Here is an 18,806-nt window from a genome sequence, read left to right on the forward strand (position 1 = left end):
AAAAAAATTTCAGAACAACATCCGAAACAGGCCGTGAAAAGCCCGAAACCCAACAAACAAACAAACCACCACAAACCACAAAAGCCTGTGCTGGCGTCCAAAAAATTACTACAAAGAAAAAATACAGTTCCCTCAACCCGACGGGGTCAAAAATAAGGAAACCAAAAAAGTTGAACACAATCACATGCCAACCAATCCATCTCAATGCAGCCGAAACACCAAACAGCATTCAAAAAGGGTACGTGTTCCACATACCCAACCGGCACACACCAACCAACAAACCACCTAGGCCTGCTGGCAGACAAACCAATCAACACACAACCATGCACACAAAAAATAAAAAGTACATTGGCACACTATTGAGTTCTCAAACATCATCACCACACAACAACCACACACACTTTGGCATGTAGCTCGTTGTGAGCAAAAAAATTTTGTTTTGTCAGGGCCTGTTTTCCTATCGCCGCTTCAGCCAGGAACTTTTCTGTTCCTGTGGGGCGCTGTCGGTCGCGCTGACTCGTATTAAGTTACACAGCGACTTAAACAAACACAAATCCCCAGGCCAACCCTTCTTTTAAGCGGTTTACTTTATGACCATCCAAGCGCTCATTCCCCCTCGGTGCGCGTTCGCTCGGCGAATGTAGGCGGGGAACGTCAATGCCCAGGCCGCATAGAAGGCCACCGCCAAGAAAAGCTGGACAACCGCGGGAACCGCCACCTGAGTACACAGAAGGGCCATCCCGGCGATGAGGACCGCATAGAAGGCGAATAGGTGCCAATTCTTCTTTCCCAGAAATTCCAGACTGGCCACTACTGGGGCGCAGGTGGCACTAGGCAGCGCGACGGCCGCAACGAGTTCACCGTCTTTCGCTAGTACTGCGCTGAAGGTTAAGGCGACGACGACAGGGATCAGTCCGAGCACTGCAGTGTGGCGGGCCCAGACGGTACGGCTACCACCAAGCACCGTGTATCCACGAAGGGATACCCGCAAGCTGTGCAAAGCCGCAGCGAGCGCTACCGCTGTCAGTGCCCAGCAGAAGGTTCCTAGGAAGCCGAGGACTGGGATCTGGTCCTCATACCTGTAGAGAGCAAGACCGATCGCAGGAGCCAAACACGCTGCGCCCCACGCCTTGACCTGGGGGCGATAAATTGCTTGCCCAGCCAAGGTGCGGGGGAACCATCCAAATCCGTTTGAGGGTTGGGAACCGGTCGTGGTGTACCCGACCCGTTTAGGAGTAGCCCTGCGGTACATGGCCCACGCCGCTGCGACGGCATAAATGGGCAATGCCCACCACAACTGCACGGTGAGGGCACCGATAGCTGCCGCTAGTGCGCACAGGGCAACGAGACAGCGGCGATGTTCATTCCAGATTTTCGAGCCTAGCCCCACCAGCTGATACTTCTTAAAGTCTGGTGTCAGGGAAAGTATTTGCGACAAGGAAAAGATCACCGGGAGCACGTTCCACGTTCCCTGCGCCATGACGGGCATGACGAGCAAAGCGAAAAGGAAAAAGGTCCAGAGCCACCAATCGCCTAGGTACCACAGGAGTTTCATGCTTTCTCCTCCAGTGCCAGGACCGCGCGCTCCAAGGAGACCTCAGTGACGCGCAGACCGTAGTCCTGGGCCGTGCGGAAGATGGGGTCGGTGGCGGTAGAGCGGGCGTCGATAAGCACGCGGTCCCCCAAGCCTGTGGTTTCCCTACTAAGTACGCGGAGGTCGAGCTCTGTGACCGCTGCGTTGAGAGCCTCCGATGGGCCGTTGAGCTCAAGAATTCCCTCGATGAAGTCATCGATAGGACCGGAAATTGGGTTATCCCCCATCAGCGAAACGGTGTCGAGGAGACCTGCTACCTCATTGAGGTGATGGGTGGAGATGACGATGGTACGGCCGTGCTCCTCCCGCAGCACCTGATAGAAGAGCTCGCGGCGCTGAGTATCGAGGCCCAGATAGGGTTCGTCGAGAAGCATGACCTCACAGCCAGAAGCAACGGCGAAGATGAAGCCCACCGCAGACTTTTGCCCGCGGGACAGGGCAGAATAGGCCTTGGCCGGCACGTCAAAGCGAACCAGCAGCTCATTGAAGCGCTCCTCATCCCAGCGCGGCCAGCGCGCCTTACCAATAACGCCCAGCTTTCCGATGCCCCAAGAATCCGGCAGTGGGTTATCAATACCCATCAATATGACTCGGTTGAGAACCGACTGCTTGTCAAAGGGTTCCTCGCCGAAGACCGTAATACCGCCAGATTGGATTTGTCCGGCAATCTTGCGCAGGAGCGTGGTCTTGCCAATGCCATTGGGGCCAACTAAGCCATGTGTGAGGCCATCGGCAAAGGTGAAATCTCGTGTTGTAATCATGAGTACATTCCTCGGCTTTCTGCAACGCGATCAAATAGGTCGTGGAGTTGGGCGCGGTTGTAGCCCAGGCGAACGGCTTCGTCGACAAGCGGTGCCATGTATTCCGCCGCGAAATCGGCGCGGCGGCGCTCGCGGATCGTTTTCAGGGCCCCTTCTGCCACAAACATGCCGATACCGCGGCGCTTATCCAGCACCCCGATATCCACAAGGAGGCTGATGCCCTTGCGGGCAGTGGCCGGGTTGATGTTGTGAAAATCAGCAAGCTCATTAGTAGAAGGAGCCCTGTCCCCTTCGCCCAGGGTGCCGTCCACGATGGCGTCTTCCACCAAGGAAGCAATCTGGCGGAAGAGTGGTTGCGTGGAATTATCCATTGACCCTCGGCTCGTTGGTTAGTTACTTGTGTAACTAACCATATCGGCAACACCCCACCCCTGCAATACTTCCGAAGAGAAAACTTTTTTGCTGCCACTGCGCTGGGAATTTGCCCAAGGTTATCGACGTTTTGTGACTAATGGGGCACACTGGAAACCACAAAGAATTTTATTTAGAACAATTAGAACGGAACTTAGGAGCCATGCTTGAACGCACACTCGTCTTTGTCGATACCTCATACTTGCTCGCTAGCTTTTATAACTCGTGGGAAACGGGTGCTCGCGCACAACTAGAAATCGATCTGCCCGAGGTGGTCAGCACCATGGGCGGGATGATCGAGAACCAACTTGGGACCCCAATCCAGCGCCAATACTGGTACGACGGCATTCCCGATACCGGCCCACACCGCTACCAGCGCGCGCTGCGCACCTGCGAAGGGGTCCAGCTGCGCACCGGTCAGCTCATCGAATGGGGTGAGCGCCGCACCCAAAAGGCCGTAGATACCCGCCTCGTGGCGGACATGGTCATCGCCGCCATGAAGGGCCAATTCACCGACTTTGTGCTCGTCAGTGGCGATGCCGACATGATTCCTGGCGCACAAGCAGCCGTAGACAATGGCATCCGCGTACACCTCTATGGATTCGGCTGGGACTCCATGTCCTCCGCACTGCGCCATGCCTGCGATTCCACCACCATCTTGGACCCTCGCGAGGACTTCGCGGACGCTATGGAATTGCAGGTCCTAGAAGGTCCGCTTCCTCCAGTGGTGCGCGAAAATGCGCATAAAGAGGGCGAGGAAATGCCCGAACCGGATGAATGCGGCGAGCCCTCAGAGGTGGAGGCAGCCTTCGGCGCCACAGAAAAGCCCACCCCGGCCCCGACGCCCAAGCCGGCTCCGCCCAAGGCGGATGCGGCAGAGGATTCCCCCGCCGAGGAGGACTCTCCCGCGGAGAAGCCGGCGCCCAAGCCATCCATGATGGCACCGCGGCGCAAGCTGCGCTCTAAGTATGTGCCGCTGCCGGAAGAAGTATGGAGCTCAGCTGGGTTCCAATCCCCATTCGACGTGGGCCAGCAATACGCCTCGTGGTGGTTCGATAACGCTGCTAGCACCGAGCAGCGCGATCAAGCACATCTGCTTTCTGGCGGCGGGCTTCCCCCAGAGATCGACCGCCCACTTTTGCAGTTTGCCTGCGAGACCCTGCACGAATACACCCTGACCGAAACCCAGCGCGTGAACCTGCGCGATGGATTCCACTCAGGGATTCGTGGAGTTCTGATTAATGTTCGCCGGCAGAATTAATCGCCGGATTCGAGCTCTTTCTTCTTTTTAAGATCCGCCCGGATGGCATCAAGGCGCGCAGTCGCCTTCATGTCATTGCCGGCGGCCTGGATCTCATTAATGCGATCGCCGCCGGTGGCGTGCTGCAATTCTTGGGCGCCAAGGGCATCGGCGTAGCGCTTTTCAATCTTGGCGCGGACAGAATCAAGAGTAGGCACGGAATCGTCCGGGTTGAGCTGATTCATGGAATCAATAGCCTGGGCGTTCTTTTCTTGCATAGCCGCCTGGTCCGCCTGGGCCTCCAGCTGGCTAACTTGCGCTAGTTGTTCCTTCAAGCGCGCCTCAGACTGCTGCTGCTGGCTCTTGGCCTGCGCGGCAGCCTGTTCTGCGGCGGCGTACTGCTGCTTAACGTCCTCCAGCTCCTGCTCCACCGCTACCAGCTGGGAGGCAACCACTTCCGCAGCCTGGTTATATTCGGAAGCCTTTTGCGGGTCCTCCGCAGAATCCGCCAGCTCCAATGCACGCTGGGTTTGAGACTGGTAGTCCTGCTGGGACTTAACCAGGCGGTTCATCTGCATCTCCAGCTGGGACTTATGGCCGATGATTTCTGCAGCGTGATCAGAAATCTGCTGGTGCTGCTCCTTGGCGGCCTGGACGGCCTGCTGGATCTGCACCTTCGGATCAGCGTTCTCATCAATCTTCTGATCGAAGGAACTCATCATGTACTTCCAGCCCTTGCTAAAGGGGTTAGCCATTATCTTCTCCTTTGGACATAAAAAGGCGCTTTCTAGCGAGTTTAGCGATACTCACCAGAAAGCGCCTAGGAAGCTAGCGGGGATTAACCCTGCGCGTTCTGCTCTTCTACCTGGCGGCGAACCTCCGCCATATCGAGTTCCTTGACCTGCTTCAGCAGGTCTTCCAATGCTGCAGGTGGCAGCGCGCCAGCCTCGCGGAAGACCAGGATGCCATCGCGGAAGATCATCAGCGTAGGAATGGACTGAATCTCCAGCGCGGATGCGAGGCCCTGGTTGGCCTCGGTATCGAGCTTGGCAAAGGTAGCATCCGTGTGCTCTTCGGAGGCCTTTTCAAAAACCGGCGCAAAGCGCTTGCAAGGGCCGCACCAATCGGCCCAGGCGTCTACGAGCGTAATGCCCTCGCCGGTAACGGTTTCTTCAAAGTTTTCTTCGGTGACATCGATAGTAGCCATGGTTGTTCTAACTCCTTTGCGGATTGCTTTATTCCCCAACGTACATGAAATATCCTTGTCATATACCCCTAGGGGGTATAAAATGGGCCCGGAAACCAACCCTAAGAAAGGATCATCATGAGCACCAAGAACTACACCGTAGAGGGCATGACCTGCGGACATTGCGAAATGTCGGTAAAAGAAGAGGTCGGCGAAATTTCTGGCGTTAGCGAGGTCACTGCTGACCACACCACCGGCGCCGTAACGGTTACCGGCACCGATTTCACCGATGAACAGGTAGCAGCCGCCGTGGCTGAGGCCGGCTACACGCTGAAGTAGGAACCACCATGTCCCACTTGGACCTTGGCGTAACAGGAATGACGTGCACCTCCTGCTCCTCCCGCGTCGAGCGCAAGCTAAACAAGCTCGAGGGAGTAAGCGCCAGCGTCAATTTCGCTACCGAGGCGGCGGCCATCGAGTACGACTCCCAGACGGTAAGTCCACAGGAGCTCATTTCGGTGGTGGAGGGCGCAGGTTACGGCGCCTTCGATATGGCGGGGGCGAAGACGGAGGAGCCCCAGGCCGAGAAAAGCCGTGACGGGGGCCTGCTGCGCCGCACCATTATCTCGGGTGCCCTATCGCTGCCGCTCATGGTGGTCTCGATGTGGCCAGCACTGCAATTTCCCAATTGGCAGTGGGCCTGCGCCATCGTGGCCACCATCGTTTATATCTTTGGTGGCGCGCCTTTCCACACCGCTACGTGGACAAACCTCAAGCACGGTTCTTTCACCATGGACACGCTTATCACCATGGGAACCTCAGCGGCCTACTTTTGGTCGCTATGGGCACTGTTTTTCGGCAACGCGGGCGAACCGGGCATGAAAATGCACATGACACTGGACGCGAATGCGGCGCAGATGGATCACATCTATTTCGAGTCCGTGGGCATGGTCATTACCTTCCTCCTGCTCGGTCGGTGGTTCGAGGCGCGGGCCAAAGGCCAGTCCTCTGAGGCCCTGCGGGAGCTGCTCTCCTTAGGCGCTAAGGAAGCATCGGTGCTGCGCGAGGGAGGCGAACAGCGCATTCCCATTGCCCAATTGCAGGTAGGCGATGTCTTCGTAGTACGCCCGGGCGAAAAGATCGCCACCGATGGCATCGTCGTTGCCGGCAACTCGGCGGTCGACGCCTCCATGATCACCGGCGAGCCCGTGCCCGTCGAGGTCGGGTCCGGCGATGCGGTGACCGGCGCAACCATTAATGCCTCCGGCAAGCTCGAGGTCCGAGCGACCAAGGTGGGCGAGGATACGGTACTGGCCCAAATGGCCCAGCTGGTCACGGATGCACAAACGTCCAAGGCGCCGGTACAGCGCCTCGTGGACCGCATTGCGCAGGTCTTCGTCCCCGCGGTCATGGCCGTAGCAGTGCTGACACTCCTTGCCCATCTTTTCTTCGGCGGGGTGGCCCCGGCCTTTATCGCCGCGGTCTCCGTCCTCATCGTGGCCTGTCCTTGCGCTATGGGCTTGGCGACGCCCACCGCGATCCTCGTCGGCACCGGCCGCGGGGCACAGCTGGGGCTTGTCATTAAAGGCCCGGAGATCCTGGAATCTACGCGGCAAATCGATACCATCGTCATGGATAAGACCGGAACGGTCACCGCCGGAGAGATGTCCGTTACCGCCGTACACGGCGACGTGCTCGACTTGGCCGCGGCCGTGGAACACAACTCCGAGCATCCCATCGCTCGCGCTATCGCCCGAGAAAGCACGGTGGAACCAGCTACCGATTTTGCAGTAGTTTCAGGCGGCGTGGAAGGAACTGTGGAGGGGGCCCGGGTGGGCGTCGGCAAGCGCCAAAGCCCGTTGGGCGACCTAGAAGCGCCATTCCGCGCCGCACAGGACGCTGGTGCCACGCCGGTGGTCGTCACCGTCAACGGGCAGCCTGCAGGCATCATTGAGGTACGCGATACCCTCAAGCCGAGCTCGTCCGCCGCTGTGGCACAGATGAAGGAGCTAGGGCTTACCCCTTACCTGCTGACCGGCGATAATGCCGGGGCCGCCCGCGCCGTGGCTGCCGAGGTAGGAATCGATCACGTCAGCGCCGGGGTCCTGCCCGAGGACAAGGTGAACCACATCAAGGAGCTGCAGGCCGCGGGGCACACCGTGGCGATGGTGGGCGATGGAATTAACGACGCCGCCGCACTGGCCCAAGCCGACCTCGGCCTCGCCATGGGCGCAGGTACCGACGTTGCCATTGAAGCCTCCGATATCACCCTGATGAACGGCGATTTACGCTGCGCCGCTGATGCTATTCGGCTCTCGCGCCGCACGCTAGCAATTATTAAGGGCAACCTCTTCTGGGCCTTTGCCTATAACGTCGTACTCATTCCCGTGGCCGCGCTGGGCTGGCTCAACCCCCTGCTGGCCGGCCTGGCCATGGCGCTAAGCTCTGTTTTCGTGGTTACTAACTCGCTGCGGCTGCGCGGGTTTTCCGCTCGGCGCTAAATAAGGCCGCCGGGGCACCCCTGTGCAGGCTAGCATTGGCGGGGGTGTACACTCCCCCGCCACGAAAGAAAGGACTAGCGCGTGCTCAGCAGGGTATCCCTCGCCGCGTGGACCGCGGTTATGGTCGCGTTAACCACGCTCAAGCCCTTCTACCAGATTGGCTATTTATGGAAGCCAGAAAATCAGCGTGCCCGGGATCTGCGCTGGGTTCCTTTCGATGAATTTTCCGGCGGCAGCTGGTTTGGCCCGCTATTTGAGTACGCGGGCAATACCGCATTCTTCATCCCTTTTGGCTTGCTGGTATTTAGTCTATGCCGCTCCGTTAAGAAGACAGCTGCGTGGGGATTAGGTCTCAGCCTTGTACTAGAGGTGTGCCAGTACGTTTTCGCCCTGGGGCGCACGGATATCGATGATCTTCTCTTCAATACCCTGGGCGCTCTCATCGGCGCAGCGTTCGCCCGTCTGTGCGGCGAACGCCTTTTCCCCGTATGGCGATGGCTGGCGCTTGCCGCAGCTGCGGTTTTCTTGGTACTGGTCATCCTTGGCCCACGATTGGGAGACCCCAACGCGGTGGTGGACCTGTAATTTATCCGTGCGCCATATTGACAAACTTGGAGTAGTGCAGCTGGTGCGCCACCTGCACGGTATCGATCGGGCCGCCACGGTGCTTGGCTAGGATAATATCCGCCTCGCCGGCGCGCTCATTATCACGGTCCTGGGAATCGGGGCGGTAGAGCAGCATGACCATATCGGCGTCCTGCTCCAGCGAGCCAGACTCACGGAGATCCGCAAGCTGCGGCTTTTTATCCGTACGCGCCTCAGGTCCACGGTTCAGCTGCGAGATCGCGATGAGGGGAACCTCCAGCTCCTTGGCCAAGAGCTTCAGCTGGCGGGAGAACTCAGAGACCTCTTGCTGGCGAGACTCGACCTTTTTACCCGAAGACATCAGCTGCAGGTAGTCCAAGACGATGAGGTCCAAGCCGTGCTGCTGCTTGAGGCGGCGGGCCTTGGACCGAATTTCCATCATCGTGAGGTTCGGTGAGTCATCGATAAAAAGCGGGGCATCTTGCACTCGGTTGAGGGTCTCATCGATTTTTGCCCAGTCTTCGGTGGAAACTCGGCCACCGCGCATATCGGCCAGCTTTACCTCTGACTCCGCCGAGAGCAGGCGCATGACAATCTCAGAAGCTGACATCTCGAGCGAGAAAATCACAGAGGACTTGCCGTGCTGCAAAGAGCAGGAACGCATAAAGTCCATGGCTAGGGTCGATTTACCCACACCAGGGCGAGCAGCAACGATGACCATCTGGCCCGCGTGAAGGCCATTGGTTAGCTTATCGAGGTCGATGAAGCCAGTAGGCACACCTAGCTCCACGCCGCCTGCCTGCTGCAGGGCAGCGAGCTCATCAATGGTGGGGTCAATGAGATCTCCCAGGACACGGTAATCTTCTGCCGTCTTGCGCTGGGCGACGGCGAAGACTTCCTGCTGCGCACGGTCCAGGACGGACTCGATTTCTGCATCTTCGGTGCCGGAAAATCCGAGCTGCACTACGCGCGTGCCGGCATCAACAAGCTTGCGCAGCACTGCCTTTTCCGCGACGATTTCGGCGTAGTAGCGAGCGTTGGCCGCCGTGGGCACTGTAGCTAGCAGAGTGTGGAGATAAGGAGCGCCGCCGACGCGCTCGAGGTTATTAAAGCGGTCGAGCTGGGAGGCCAAAATGACGGCGTCGACGTCCTTGCCCTCTGAATATAGATCCAGCATGGCGCGGTAAATCAACGTGTGTGCCGGATAGTAGAAATCCTCGGGCTCCAGCTCCTCAATGACTTCCATCACCGTATGGGGACTGAGCAACATGGCACCCAGAACACCCTGCTCCGCTTCGCGGTCTGCGGGGGGCTGGCGGAATTCGCCATAGCGCTTTGGCTCTTCCTGCTGATAGCGACGGCGCGGAGCCGGTTCCTCCTCCGGCGGTGGCTCCGGTGGTAGGTGTTCATCATCAAAACTGGCGTTGGTCATGGTCTCCCCCTTGTAGCTATTCGAGCGTCCGAGCATATCGGAATCTCAGTGTAGTCTAGTGCCCGGACACCACCCCCTGGGCATAACTTCCACAGTTATCCACAGGGCAATGTGAAAATTGCAGGTCGCGGGAGCCTTAGCCCATATTTGCCCTGCATAGGCCTGTGGATAACTTCAAAACCCCATGACCTGCATAAATCAAAGACCCAGCTCAGAGCATGTTTTTCCAGATGTGAAAATAGGCACATCCTTGGTGGATAAGCGGCCTGACCTGCGAGTTAATAAAGAGGCCTCCGCGTAAACAGAGAGTTAAATTGCCAAAGAGTTATCCACAGAATTCCACAGTTATCCACAGGCCGGTTAAAACGCGCTAAAGGCCCCAAGTTCCTGCCACCTCACATAGCAGGAACTTGAGGCCTAAAGCGTTGCTGTTGTCTTTGGGTCTATATGGACCGTCGTGCGCCTAGTTAGGCAGCAACGACCGAGAAGTTCACCTTGCCGATAACATCAGCGTGCAGCTTCAGCTCGACCTGGTAGTTGCCGGTCTTCTTGACCAGGCCCTTAGGAAGCACAACGATGCGCTTATCCAGCTTAGGGCCACCGGCCTTGGAGACGGCGTTGACAATGTCTTCTGCTTGAACGGAACCGAAGAGCTTACCGGATTCGGAGGTCTTAACCTCTACCTTGACATCCGTCAGCTGCTCGAGCTGGTTGCGGACCTCACGTGCGTGATCCAGGTCGCGAATCTCGCGAGCTTCCTGGGCGCGCTTGATGCCCTCAATCTGCTTCTCTGCGCCGCGGGTAGCCACGATGGCCAGGCCGCGAGGAAGCAGGTAGTTACGTCCGTAGCCGTCCTTAACCTCAACAATTTCGCCAGCGGCGCCGAGGTTCTCAACGGCAGCGGTGAGGATCAGCTTCATGATCCCTGCCTTTCAATTGAGTTAGTTGAATAGTTGCGGGTGACAGACTTAGAACGGAGGTTCAGAATCAGCGCCTCCGAAACCACCTGCAGGTGGTGCGGAGTTCCACGGATCCTCAGAAGGAGCCTGGTTCTGCTGCGGCTGCTGTTGCTGGCCGCCTCCAAAACCGCCCTGATTATTGTTATTCGAGCGCTGCTGGCCGCCGCCAAAGTTATTGCCGCCCTCACGCGGATTGCGGTTTACTTGAGCGGTGGCGTAGCGCAGAGACGGACCGACTTCGTCGACGTCAATCTCGAATACGGTGCGGTTATCGCCCTCACGGGTCTGGAAGGAACGCTGCTTCAAGCGGCCGGTAACGATGACGCGCATGCCCTTCGACATAGTCTCGGCAACGTTTTCCGCTGCCTGACGCCATACGTTGCAGGTCAGGAACATAGCTTCGCCGTCTTCCCACTGATTCGTCTGCGAGTTATAGCGACGAGGGGTGGAGGCGACGCGGAAGTTAGCTACTGCCGCACCCGCCGGGGTGAAGCGCAGCTCGGGGTCAGCAACGATGTTGCCTACCACCGTGATATTGGTATCTCCCTGTGCCATGTCTTTACTCCTTATCGGTTACGTGGATTGTGCTTGATCCCAGTATCCGTTACTTGCTGTCGGTGCGCAGAACCTTGGTACGCAGGATGGTGTCGTTCAGGTTCAGACGGCGGTCGAGCTCGGCAACCGAAGTGTGCTCGCACTCCAGCTTGACGACGGCATAAATGCCCTCTTCCTTCTTGTTGATGGGGTATGCAAGACGGCGCTTGCCCCATACATCAAGGTTCTCAACCTTGCCGCCTTCCTGGCGGACGATTTCGAGGAACTTATCCAGGGACGGGGTTACGGTGCGCTCATCCTGATTAGGATCCAGAATGATCATGACTTCGTAGTGACGCACGGACCTCATCACCTCCTATGGTCTAGTAGTTTTCGGCTGCATCACCTTTGCGGATGCAGCAGGAGGGTACGTTGCGTCAAGCAACCCCACTACAGTACCGCAAATGACCGGCGAAAAGAAATCTAACCAGTGGTCGTTGCGGCGAAAAACACAGCTGCCGTCGCCGGAATGATGGTGAGGAAAAGAATGGCCAAAAGCCCCAGCACGATGGGCCCGCGACGATCCTCCCGATTGTGGAAGAGCCAGAAGGCTGCCATCACGCAGAGGAATCCCAAGAAGATCGATGCCATTCCGATATAGGTAACGATCATGCGAATGCTCCTGCCAAGGGGTCGCGGCCGGCGTGCGCATCGCGCACCTTATCCGTGGTTTTTCCGCACATCTGGCGAATAACGAGGACAGCCATGGCGATAATGAGGGCGTCGCGGGAGATAATCGCAACGTCAAGCAGCTCGTGCGGAATACCCTTATTGTCTGTTCCCAGCATGTGCCACATGAGTAGGGGCCATACCAGGGCATCGACAAGCGCCCAGCTAAAGACCAAGCGCCAGCGTGGCAGGGCTAGCGCCGCGGGCACCAATAGCCACAACGAATACTGGGGCGACCACACCTTGTTGAATAGTAAGAAGGCGGCCACGATGAGGTAAACCAGCTCGGCCATGCGCGGCGTCCGCGCGCTGCGCAGGCCCAGCACCGCAATCGCCGCACAGAGAGCCAAAAACGCCACCAGGCTGAAGGTATTGAGGAACTCAGGGCTAAAGCTAATCCCAGTATTGCGGCTGAGCACCGAGTAGATGGTGGTCCACTCCGCACCGCGCTCTTGGTTGAGGCGGAAAAATTCGCGCCATGCCTCCGGATACTTCAGGGCCACCGGCGCGTTGACCACGATCCAGGTCACGGCCGCGCCGAGCAAGGCGTAGAAAAATTGCGGCCAGCGACGATTGCGCACCGCCAAGACCAGGAATGCGCCCAAGAGAAAGAGCGGCCACAGCTTAAAGGAAGTGCCAAGGCCGATGAGGACACCCGCTACGGCAGGGCGCTTGCGCGCGGCGGCCAGGAGCGCACCTACGGCAAAGGCAATGGAGGGGATATCCCAGTTGCTGAAGGCGTGAATAATGATAAGAGGGCTGGCGGCGACGAGGATGGTGTCCCAAGTGCGATTGCCCACCAGCAGGTAGACCATGTAGAGCACGCCTACCCAGATGCACGCCATGACCAAGGCGGTCAGGCCGAAGTACCATCCGGCCTCCGGGATGCCGGCCCACTCAACCAGAGAGTACGTATTGCGGGCGATCCATCCCATCAACCCCTGGAATAGGCCTGCGAGGACTGGGTACTCCATATAGCGGGTCAGGTCACCCTCTTGCCAGGAATAGGCATAGGGGAAGCCGCCTTCATCGAGGCCGCGGCCGCCGTAAAGCGGGATGATGTCGTTATAGCAAAATGAGGTGTACTGGCGGTTGCCCGCCCAATTTAGGTTAATGACCCCGTCATCACCGCGGGTGCCGCCGGCGCAATTAGCCTTCGAGAGGAATCCGCACGCCAGGAAAACCCAGCCGACGGCGATTATGGCGCGCAGCGGGGTCCACCACTGGGTGCGGCGTACACCGGCAAAACGGCCCCTTGGCCCGCCGAGGAATTCAATTACCCCGCGGGCCAAGGGTTCTGAGGAGGCGGGAATGCGCTGGTGCGGATTCGCTGTCACTGCCGCCTACCCTAGGAGGTCTGCCAAGTCGCTATCGGGGCCGATGAGGTCATCCAACGACGGCGCCTCTGGCTGGGCCGGTGCCTGGTTGCTATTACCGCTATTGCCACCATTGCCGCTATTGCCATTGCCGCGTTGCGGTTTCGGGGCAGGCTTCGGGCTCTCCGGCTTGTTCTCCGGCTGAGCCGGCTTGGTTTCCTCTTCCGGAGCTGCTTGCTCGGCAGGGGCCTCGTAGTCCTGGGTATCGCCAGCGCCGCTATCCCAGCTCGGGTCATAGGCCGGAGCAGCCGTTCCGGCGCCCATGTTGCCGAATCCCAGCGGATAGGCAGCCGGGAAGTTTTGGAATTCGGAGTTGGCCAGGGAGTTGTCCAGCACGGCCTTCCAAATCTTGGTTGGCGCGCCGGCGCCGTACATGATGCCGCCGTACTGATCGAAGATGGCGGAGGTGTTGTCCGCGGTACCTACCCACACGGCGGTAGCCAGCTGCGGGGTGGCACCGACCATCCAGGCATCCTTGTTATTTCCGGTATCGCCCATCTGAGTGGTGCCGGTCTTTGAGGCGGAAACACGGCCACCGGCAAGAGCGCCATTAGACCATGCGGCCACCGGCTCCATGGCTTCGATGACGTTATTAGCCACGTTGGACGATACGCGGCGCTCGCCCTCGTCTTCGGGGTGCTCGTACAGCACTTCGCCGGCAGCGTTTTCTACGCGCTGCACAAAGTGCGGGTTATGCCACACGCCCTGGTTAGCCAGGGTGGACATTGCGGTGGCCATATCGAGCGGGCGGGACTGGTACTGGCCCAGAACAATGCCTTCGAATGGCTGCTTGCCGTTTTCCGTCAGCGTCTTTTCAATGCCCGGCAGGGACTTAGCCACGCCAAGGGCGTGCGCCATATCTGCGGTGTCCTGCGTGCCGTTCTTGAGGTCTTCCTGCAGGCGAAGGAAGGAGGTATTCAGGGATTGCTTGGTAGCCTCGCGCAGGTTGCACACGCCGCAGCCGCCGCCCACGTTGGTGACAACATCCGAGCCAGGCAGCTGGTACGGAGCGGACGAGTAATTGGTATCTAGGCTGATGCCCTGCTGCAAGGCGGCCGCAAGGGTCATGATCTTGAAAGTAGAACCGGTCTGCAGCGGGGAGTTGGCGTAGTCCCAACCATTGGAATCGTGGCCGCCAAAGTATCCGCGGACCGCACCGGTCTTCGGATCGATGGTCACGGAAGCCGCACGCGCATCCTCTTGCAGCGGAGCCATCTGGTCATCGACTGCCTGAATGGTGTTGTTTTGCACATTCATGTCGATGGTGGTGGTGATGCGCAGGCCGCCGGTGGACACCTCGTTTTCGGTGATGCCTACCTCTTCCAGTTCGCGGATGACCTGATCCTTGATGTGGCCATTAGCGCCTGGGGCTTCGGTGTAGGCAGAGTACTCAGCTGGGTCGCGGGTCTCTGGGAAGACCATGCCATCGCGCTGTTCCTGGGTGAGGTCACCCATGTCTACCAAGCCATCAAGGACGTAGTTCCAGCGGTCCTCGGAGCCCTCCTGGTTCACGCGCGGGTCGAGGCCGGACGGGGACTGAATGAGGCCGGCGAGCATGGCGCCTTCCTCCGGAGTGAGGTCCTTGGCGTCCTTATCAAAGTAGGCGTTGGATGCCGCCTGGATGCCGTAGGCATTGCGGCCGAAGTACACGGTGTTGAGGTAGGCGTTGAGAATATCCTCCTTATCCCACTCATTGGTCATCTTCACCGAGTAGATGAGCTCGCGAATCTTGCGCACGTAGGAGTATTCGTTACCCACCAGCGTGTTTTTCACATACTGCTGGGTAATGGTGGAACCGCCGCCAGCATCTTCATTGCCGGTTACCTTACCAACCACGGCGCGGCCGAGGCCGGTGAAGGAGAAGCCGGAGTTATCCCAAAAGTCACGGTCCTCCGCGGCCAGCACGGAGTCCTGCACGTATTCCGGGATTTCATCCAGCTGCACGTGGGTGCGGTTGCCTTCCGGCGGCACCAAGCGGGCGAGCTGGGTCTGATTATCACCCGCATAGATGGTGGAGACCTGGTTATTGGCTAGGTCCTTCGGCTCCGGAACGGAGTATTGCGAGTATGCGTAGGCAAAAAGTCCTGCGGGCAGTGCTACAAAGACCAGTAGGAACGCCAAAACGACCCACGGCCAGATGCGGCGCTTCTTTGTCGCCTGCTTTTTGCTGGGGCGAGCCCCCTTAGTGGACTTGCCGGTAGATTCCTTCTCGGTCACTGATTCGTGTCCTCATTCATCCCTGATCACAAACTAAATAATTGCAGCTTACTGCCTAAGGCGGTGCGCTGGAAACTAACACGCGTTAAATGCAGTCGCAGAACGCAACAAGTGGTTCCACCGGCACTGGCGGCATACCTCCACCTCGTGCACCGTAAACTCCAAGCCCTCGGCTACAAACTCCGCTATTTCTTTCTCACTGCGGGCGCTCCCGGCGCGGCGGCCGAGGTTCTCGCCATAGACCCAGCGCGTGAGCCGCAAAGGCTCGCCGCACACGGGGCATTCCTTATCCATGGTGCGCCCGTGGTGCTCAGCTGCGGCGCGCAGCAAAAAGTCAGCATCGCACACGTCCTCCCGCGTGAGCTGCCCGGCGCGAAATTCGCGCAAGTGGTGGGCGCGCTCCCACTCATGGGAGAGCACGTGCTTATAGGCAACGGAATTCACCCGGATCATCCTAATTACCTCTTCTTGATCGATCCACATGGCGTTATGCCACCGTAGGGCATAATTTTCGGCTTACCCTTGCGCAGTCACTGACAGCCACAACTCATGGAGTTAAAGGAGTAGACCGTGTCCGAAAAAGTAAAGGTCGCCATCGTGGGCGTCGGCAACTGCGCCACGTCCCTCATTGAAGGCGTGGAGTTTTATCGCAACGCCGCGGCCGATGCAGATATTCCCGGTTTGATGCACGCCCAGTTTGGCCCGTACCACGTAGGCGATGTGGAATTCGTTGCCGCCTTCGACGTGGATGCGGACAAGGTGGGCAAGGATCTGGCGGAGGCTACGCGCAGCTCCCGCAATTGCACCATTTCCATTACCGACGTCCCTGATCTGGGCGTTACCGTGCAGCGCGGTCCTACCCTGGACGGCCTCGGCCGGTACTACCAAGAATCCATCGCGGAATCGGAAGCCCCGCTTGCCGACGTCCCCGCCACACTCCGCCAGTCCGGCGCCGACGTCGTAGTCTCCTACCTACCGGTGGGCTCTGAAGAAGCGGATAAGTTCTACGCCCAGGCGGCCATCGATGCCGGCTGCGCCTTTGTCAATGCCTTGCCGGTCTTTATTGCCTCTGATCCGGTATGGGCGAAGAAATTCGAAGACGCCGGGCTGCCCGTCGTGGGCGATGATATTAAGTCCCAGGTGGGCGCGACCATTACTCACCGCGTCATGGCGAAGCTTTTTGAAGACCGCGGCGTGCGCTTGGAGCGCACCATGCAGCTCAATGTGGGCGGCAATATGGATTTTAAGAATATGCTCGAGCGCGAGCGCCTCGAATCCAAAAAGATCTCCAAGACGCAGGCCGTTACCTCTAACCTGCACAACTCGCCCATCGCCGGCAAGCAGGAGGACCGCAACGTCCACATCGGACCTTCCGATTACGTGGAATGGCTTGATGACCGTAAGTGGGCCTATGTCCGCTTAGAGGGTTCCGCCTTCGGCGAAGTACCGCTGAACTTGGAGTACAAGCTGGAGGTCTGGGACTCGCCAAACTCCGCCGGCATCATCATTGATGCCGTGCGCGCCGCCAAGATTGCTCTCGACCGCGGGGTGGCGGGCCCGGTACTGGCTGCCTCGTCCTACTTGATGAAATCCCCGCCGGTGCAAAAGGCCGATGACGTGGCGCGCGCCGAGCTAGAAGACTTTATTGCCGGAAACTAATTTTTTAACTTCCGAACTACCGCGCAGGGAAAACGGGCTATACAATCGTTTTCTATGACGCAGCAACATGAGGAGAAGGGCCCCGCTCAATCCCCGTCTACGTACGAGGATGCTGTCGAGGTCGCGCGTTCCATCCAGCCGTCGCTCAATAAGCTCATTCTTATTTTCCAGCGCACGGCGGAAGGCTCCTCATTGACCACCTCGCAGGTGTCCATCATGAACCAGCTGCGTATGCGCGGACCGTCCCGCGTTTCCACCATCGCGCAGGCAGAACTTATCCGCATGCCCACCGCCTCCAACGCGCTCTATCAGCTAGAGCGCCGCGGCTACGTGGAACGCCACCGCGATGAAGAGGACCGCCGCGGCGTCTTGGTAGCGCTGACGCAACTAGGCGAATCCGAACTAGCCATCGTCTCGCAGCAGCGTGCCTCCGCCCTAGCAGAGATCATGCGGTGGCTCGAGCCGAAGGATTTGGAGACCGCGAACGACGTTGCCACCGTCATCTCCAAGCTGGCTGATGTCTATCGCCCCACAATGAACGGCGAACAGCACTAGTTTTGCCCGCGGTGATTTCATTTTTCGTGGGCTTAACGTGATAATTGAGAAAACGAAAACCGTAATCTCTCACTAGTTCACTCCGTATGGCAACTGATTCTTCCGATGGGCATCTGCCGGCCTTGAGCAAGGGCTCGGCCGATAAACCCCTTCGTATTCTTATTTCTTGGAGCCCTTCTTCCTCCGGCACCGAGGCTCTAGATTGTGCCGCGTGGCTCTCCCGTACCGCCACTACCCAGGTGCGGGTCATCTCTACCGTGTTCCAGCCGTGGACTACTACTTCCCTCACCAAGCTGGGCGGAAAATATAAGAAATGGTTTAAAGCACAAAAGGAGGCCTGCGCGGCCGCTACCCATGCCGCCCTCGATGAAGCTGGTGTGCCCCGCAGCTGCTGGGATGACAAGCCTTCCCTCTTGGTCGACGGGCCTTCGCGCCCCCACCTACTGACGGAGATGGCCAAGAAATTCCAGGCAGACCTCATCATCTTAGGCCCCAACCAGGCTGCGCCAAAGGGCCGTTTCTTTGCTGGTTCTACGGCCGATACCTTGCTGCATTATTCTCCTCAGCCGTTGGGTTTAGTGCCACGCAAGGTAAAGCTGTCCAAGCACGGCGTCACCCGCTTTAACTTTGCCATCACCGAACGCAGCCCGCGCGAAGATCATGAGATGCTCGCCGCAGCCGAGCTTGCCAATCGCTGGAACCTGCCGCTGCGCCTGCTGGCCTTTTCGGCAAAGGGACTGCTCAATACGCCGTCCAAGGATAAGCACGATATGGCGCTCGAGCTGGCAGCGGAGTGGCTCGAGGATTCCCTCGCCATGCTGGACCGCGCCCGCGATTGCATTCAAGAAAAATTCCCCGAGCTGGATGTCACTTCTGAAATTGGCTCCGGCGCGGGCTGGGGCGGCGCGGTGGATTCGCTCAAGTGGAAGAAGGGCGATCTGATGCTCATGTCCTCCACCCCGCAGGGCCCCATCGCCCGCGTGTTCTTGGGATCTACCGCCACGGAGCTGCTGCCGCATATTCGGGTGCCTATCTTGGTCCACCCATCCTGCGGTTAGGATTGGGGC

Annotated in this window: 21 protein-coding genes; 7 read left to right on the forward strand and 14 right to left on the reverse strand. The window is 58.6% G+C overall.

Features of this window, described 5'->3' with window-relative positions; all coding sequences use genetic code 11:
- From MHY08_RS05985 to MHY08_RS06000, 4 genes are all read right to left on the reverse strand, one after another.
- The coding region (locus tag MHY08_RS05985; protein WP_239235851.1) for a hypothetical protein at positions 1 to 229 on the reverse strand (229 nt) is incomplete at its 3' end.
- Between the two features lie 354 nt (positions 230 to 583).
- Entirely contained in the window at positions 584 to 1,555 is a 972-nt protein-coding gene (locus tag MHY08_RS05990; RefSeq protein ID WP_239235852.1) for a beta-carotene 15,15'-monooxygenase, read from the reverse strand.
- Positions 1,552 to 2,355 (reverse strand): AAA family ATPase, encoded by an 804-nt coding sequence (locus tag MHY08_RS05995; protein WP_239235854.1) that lies wholly within the window; start codon positions 2,353 to 2,355, stop codon positions 1,552 to 1,554. Before MHY08_RS05995 ends, MHY08_RS05990 begins: the two co-directional genes overlap by 4 nt.
- Positions 2,352 to 2,726 carry a GntR family transcriptional regulator gene (locus tag MHY08_RS06000; RefSeq protein ID WP_005327000.1) on the reverse strand — a complete coding sequence of 125 codons (375 nt, stop codon included), beginning with the start codon at positions 2,724 to 2,726 and terminating at the stop codon, positions 2,352 to 2,354. The genes MHY08_RS05995 and MHY08_RS06000 overlap by 4 nt, the downstream gene beginning before the upstream one ends.
- Positions 2,727 to 2,929: 203 nt before the next feature.
- Between MHY08_RS06000 and MHY08_RS06005 the strand changes: the two genes are divergently transcribed.
- Positions 2,930 to 4,027 (forward strand): NYN domain-containing protein, encoded by a 1,098-nt coding sequence (locus MHY08_RS06005; RefSeq protein WP_005325960.1) that lies wholly within the window; start codon positions 2,930 to 2,932, stop codon positions 4,025 to 4,027.
- Here the strand turns inward: MHY08_RS06005 and MHY08_RS06010 are convergent.
- A complete protein-coding gene (locus MHY08_RS06010; protein ID WP_005325958.1) occupies positions 4,024 to 4,761 on the reverse strand; it encodes a PspA/IM30 family protein in 738 nt (245 codons plus the stop codon). The two genes, MHY08_RS06005 and MHY08_RS06010, sit on opposite strands and share 4 nt — an antisense overlap.
- 83 nt (positions 4,762 to 4,844) lie before the next feature.
- Positions 4,845 to 5,213, reverse strand: coding sequence for a thioredoxin (gene trxA, locus MHY08_RS06015; RefSeq protein WP_005325956.1), 369 nt, complete (start codon positions 5,211 to 5,213; stop codon positions 4,845 to 4,847).
- A gap of 117 nt (positions 5,214 to 5,330) precedes the next feature.
- Between trxA and MHY08_RS06020 the strand changes: the two genes are divergently transcribed.
- From MHY08_RS06020 to MHY08_RS06030, 3 genes are all read left to right on the forward strand, one after another.
- Entirely contained in the window at positions 5,331 to 5,531 is a 201-nt protein-coding gene (locus tag MHY08_RS06020; protein WP_005325954.1) for a heavy-metal-associated domain-containing protein, read from the forward strand.
- An 8-nt stretch (positions 5,532 to 5,539) separates the two neighbouring features.
- Positions 5,540 to 7,693, forward strand: coding sequence for a cation-translocating P-type ATPase (locus MHY08_RS06025; RefSeq protein WP_239235856.1), 2,154 nt, complete (start codon positions 5,540 to 5,542; stop codon positions 7,691 to 7,693).
- Positions 7,694 to 7,813: 120 nt separating this feature from the next.
- The gene (locus MHY08_RS06030) at positions 7,814 to 8,278 is read left to right on the forward strand and encodes a VanZ family protein (RefSeq protein WP_239230174.1); all 465 of its coding nucleotides are present in this window, start codon (positions 7,814 to 7,816) and stop codon (positions 8,276 to 8,278) included.
- A gap of 1 nt (position 8,279) precedes the next feature.
- Here the strand turns inward: MHY08_RS06030 and dnaB are convergent, their stop codons facing one another.
- From dnaB to MHY08_RS06070, 8 genes are all read right to left on the reverse strand, one after another.
- Positions 8,280 to 9,710 carry a replicative DNA helicase gene (dnaB, locus tag MHY08_RS06035; protein ID WP_005325950.1) on the reverse strand — a complete coding sequence of 477 codons (1,431 nt, stop codon included), beginning with the start codon at positions 9,708 to 9,710 and terminating at the stop codon, positions 8,280 to 8,282.
- A gap of 467 nt (positions 9,711 to 10,177) precedes the next feature.
- Positions 10,178 to 10,630 carry a 50S ribosomal protein L9 gene (rplI, locus tag MHY08_RS06040; RefSeq protein WP_005325949.1) on the reverse strand — a complete coding sequence of 151 codons (453 nt, stop codon included), beginning with the start codon at positions 10,628 to 10,630 and terminating at the stop codon, positions 10,178 to 10,180.
- 48 nt (positions 10,631 to 10,678) lie between these two features.
- Entirely contained in the window at positions 10,679 to 11,224 is a 546-nt protein-coding gene (locus MHY08_RS06045; RefSeq protein WP_005325943.1) for a single-stranded DNA-binding protein, read from the reverse strand.
- A gap of 49 nt (positions 11,225 to 11,273) precedes the next feature.
- Positions 11,274 to 11,564: a 30S ribosomal protein S6 gene (rpsF, locus tag MHY08_RS06050; RefSeq protein WP_239235858.1), complete on the reverse strand. Its 291-nt coding sequence runs from the start codon at positions 11,562 to 11,564 to the stop codon at positions 11,274 to 11,276.
- 122 nt (positions 11,565 to 11,686) lie between these two features.
- On the reverse strand, positions 11,687 to 11,875 hold the full coding sequence (locus tag MHY08_RS06055) for a hypothetical protein (RefSeq protein WP_198492222.1): 189 nt from the start codon (positions 11,873 to 11,875) through the stop codon (positions 11,687 to 11,689).
- Complete coding sequence (locus MHY08_RS06060) at positions 11,872 to 13,269, reverse strand: glycosyltransferase family 87 protein (RefSeq protein ID WP_239235861.1); 1,398 nt, start codon at positions 13,267 to 13,269, stop codon at positions 11,872 to 11,874. Before MHY08_RS06060 ends, MHY08_RS06055 begins: the two co-directional genes overlap by 4 nt.
- Before the next feature lie 6 nt (positions 13,270 to 13,275).
- Positions 13,276 to 15,525: a transglycosylase domain-containing protein gene (locus MHY08_RS06065; protein ID WP_239235863.1), complete on the reverse strand. Its 2,250-nt coding sequence runs from the start codon at positions 15,523 to 15,525 to the stop codon at positions 13,276 to 13,278.
- A 75-nt stretch (positions 15,526 to 15,600) separates the two neighbouring features.
- Positions 15,601 to 15,978 carry a DUF5318 family protein gene (locus tag MHY08_RS06070; RefSeq protein WP_034667960.1) on the reverse strand — a complete coding sequence of 126 codons (378 nt, stop codon included), beginning with the start codon at positions 15,976 to 15,978 and terminating at the stop codon, positions 15,601 to 15,603.
- Between the two features lie 117 nt (positions 15,979 to 16,095).
- On the opposite strand from MHY08_RS06070, the gene MHY08_RS06075 reads away from it, so the two are divergent.
- The 3 genes from MHY08_RS06075 (at position 16,096) to MHY08_RS06085 (ending at position 18,797) form a co-directional block, all read left to right on the forward strand.
- A complete protein-coding gene (locus MHY08_RS06075) occupies positions 16,096 to 17,184 on the forward strand; it encodes an inositol-3-phosphate synthase (protein ID WP_239235865.1) in 1,089 nt (362 codons plus the stop codon).
- A 54-nt stretch (positions 17,185 to 17,238) separates the two neighbouring features.
- The gene (locus tag MHY08_RS06080) at positions 17,239 to 17,739 is read left to right on the forward strand and encodes a MarR family winged helix-turn-helix transcriptional regulator (protein WP_179387141.1); all 501 of its coding nucleotides are present in this window, start codon (positions 17,239 to 17,241) and stop codon (positions 17,737 to 17,739) included.
- Between the two features lie 86 nt (positions 17,740 to 17,825).
- Entirely contained in the window at positions 17,826 to 18,797 is a 972-nt protein-coding gene (locus MHY08_RS06085; RefSeq protein ID WP_239235867.1) for a universal stress protein, read from the forward strand.
- Positions 18,798 to 18,806: the final 9 nt, after the last annotated feature.

It is taken from the genome of Corynebacterium sp. ACRPJ, assembly GCF_022347345.1.
Lineage (GTDB): Bacteria > Actinomycetota > Actinomycetes > Mycobacteriales > Mycobacteriaceae > Corynebacterium > Corynebacterium tuberculostearicum_D.

Bases quoted from the DNA above. Each gene is read 5' to 3' on its own strand.
- MHY08_RS05990 (WP_239235852.1), bottom strand. From the start codon at position 1,555: ATGAAACTCCTGTGGTACCTAGGCGATTGGTGGCTCTGGACCTTTTTC.
- MHY08_RS05995 (WP_239235854.1), bottom strand. From the start codon at position 2,355: ATGATTACAACACGAGATTTCACCTTTGCCGATGGCCTCACACATGGC.
- MHY08_RS06000 (WP_005327000.1), bottom strand. From the start codon at position 2,726: ATGGATAATTCCACGCAACCACTCTTCCGCCAGATTGCTTCCTTGGTG.
- MHY08_RS06005 (WP_005325960.1), top strand. From the start codon at position 2,930: ATGCTTGAACGCACACTCGTCTTTGTCGATACCTCATACTTGCTCGCT.
- MHY08_RS06010 (WP_005325958.1), bottom strand. From the start codon at position 4,761: ATGGCTAACCCCTTTAGCAAGGGCTGGAAGTACATGATGAGTTCCTTC.
- trxA (WP_005325956.1), bottom strand. From the start codon at position 5,213: ATGGCTACTATCGATGTCACCGAAGAAAACTTTGAAGAAACCGTTACC.
- MHY08_RS06020 (WP_005325954.1), top strand. From the start codon at position 5,331: ATGAGCACCAAGAACTACACCGTAGAGGGCATGACCTGCGGACATTGC.
- MHY08_RS06025 (WP_239235856.1), top strand. From the start codon at position 5,540: ATGTCCCACTTGGACCTTGGCGTAACAGGAATGACGTGCACCTCCTGC.
- MHY08_RS06030 (WP_239230174.1), top strand. From the start codon at position 7,814: ATGGTCGCGTTAACCACGCTCAAGCCCTTCTACCAGATTGGCTATTTA.
- dnaB (WP_005325950.1), bottom strand. From the start codon at position 9,710: ATGACCAACGCCAGTTTTGATGATGAACACCTACCACCGGAGCCACCG.
- rplI (WP_005325949.1), bottom strand. From the start codon at position 10,630: ATGAAGCTGATCCTCACCGCTGCCGTTGAGAACCTCGGCGCCGCTGGC.
- MHY08_RS06045 (WP_005325943.1), bottom strand. From the start codon at position 11,224: ATGGCACAGGGAGATACCAATATCACGGTGGTAGGCAACATCGTTGCT.
- MHY08_RS06055 (WP_198492222.1), bottom strand. From the start codon at position 11,875: ATGATCGTTACCTATATCGGAATGGCATCGATCTTCTTGGGATTCCTC.
- MHY08_RS06070 (WP_034667960.1), bottom strand. From the start codon at position 15,978: ATGATCCGGGTGAATTCCGTTGCCTATAAGCACGTGCTCTCCCATGAG.
- MHY08_RS06080 (WP_179387141.1), top strand. From the start codon at position 17,239: ATGACGCAGCAACATGAGGAGAAGGGCCCCGCTCAATCCCCGTCTACG.
- MHY08_RS06085 (WP_239235867.1), top strand. From the start codon at position 17,826: ATGGCAACTGATTCTTCCGATGGGCATCTGCCGGCCTTGAGCAAGGGC.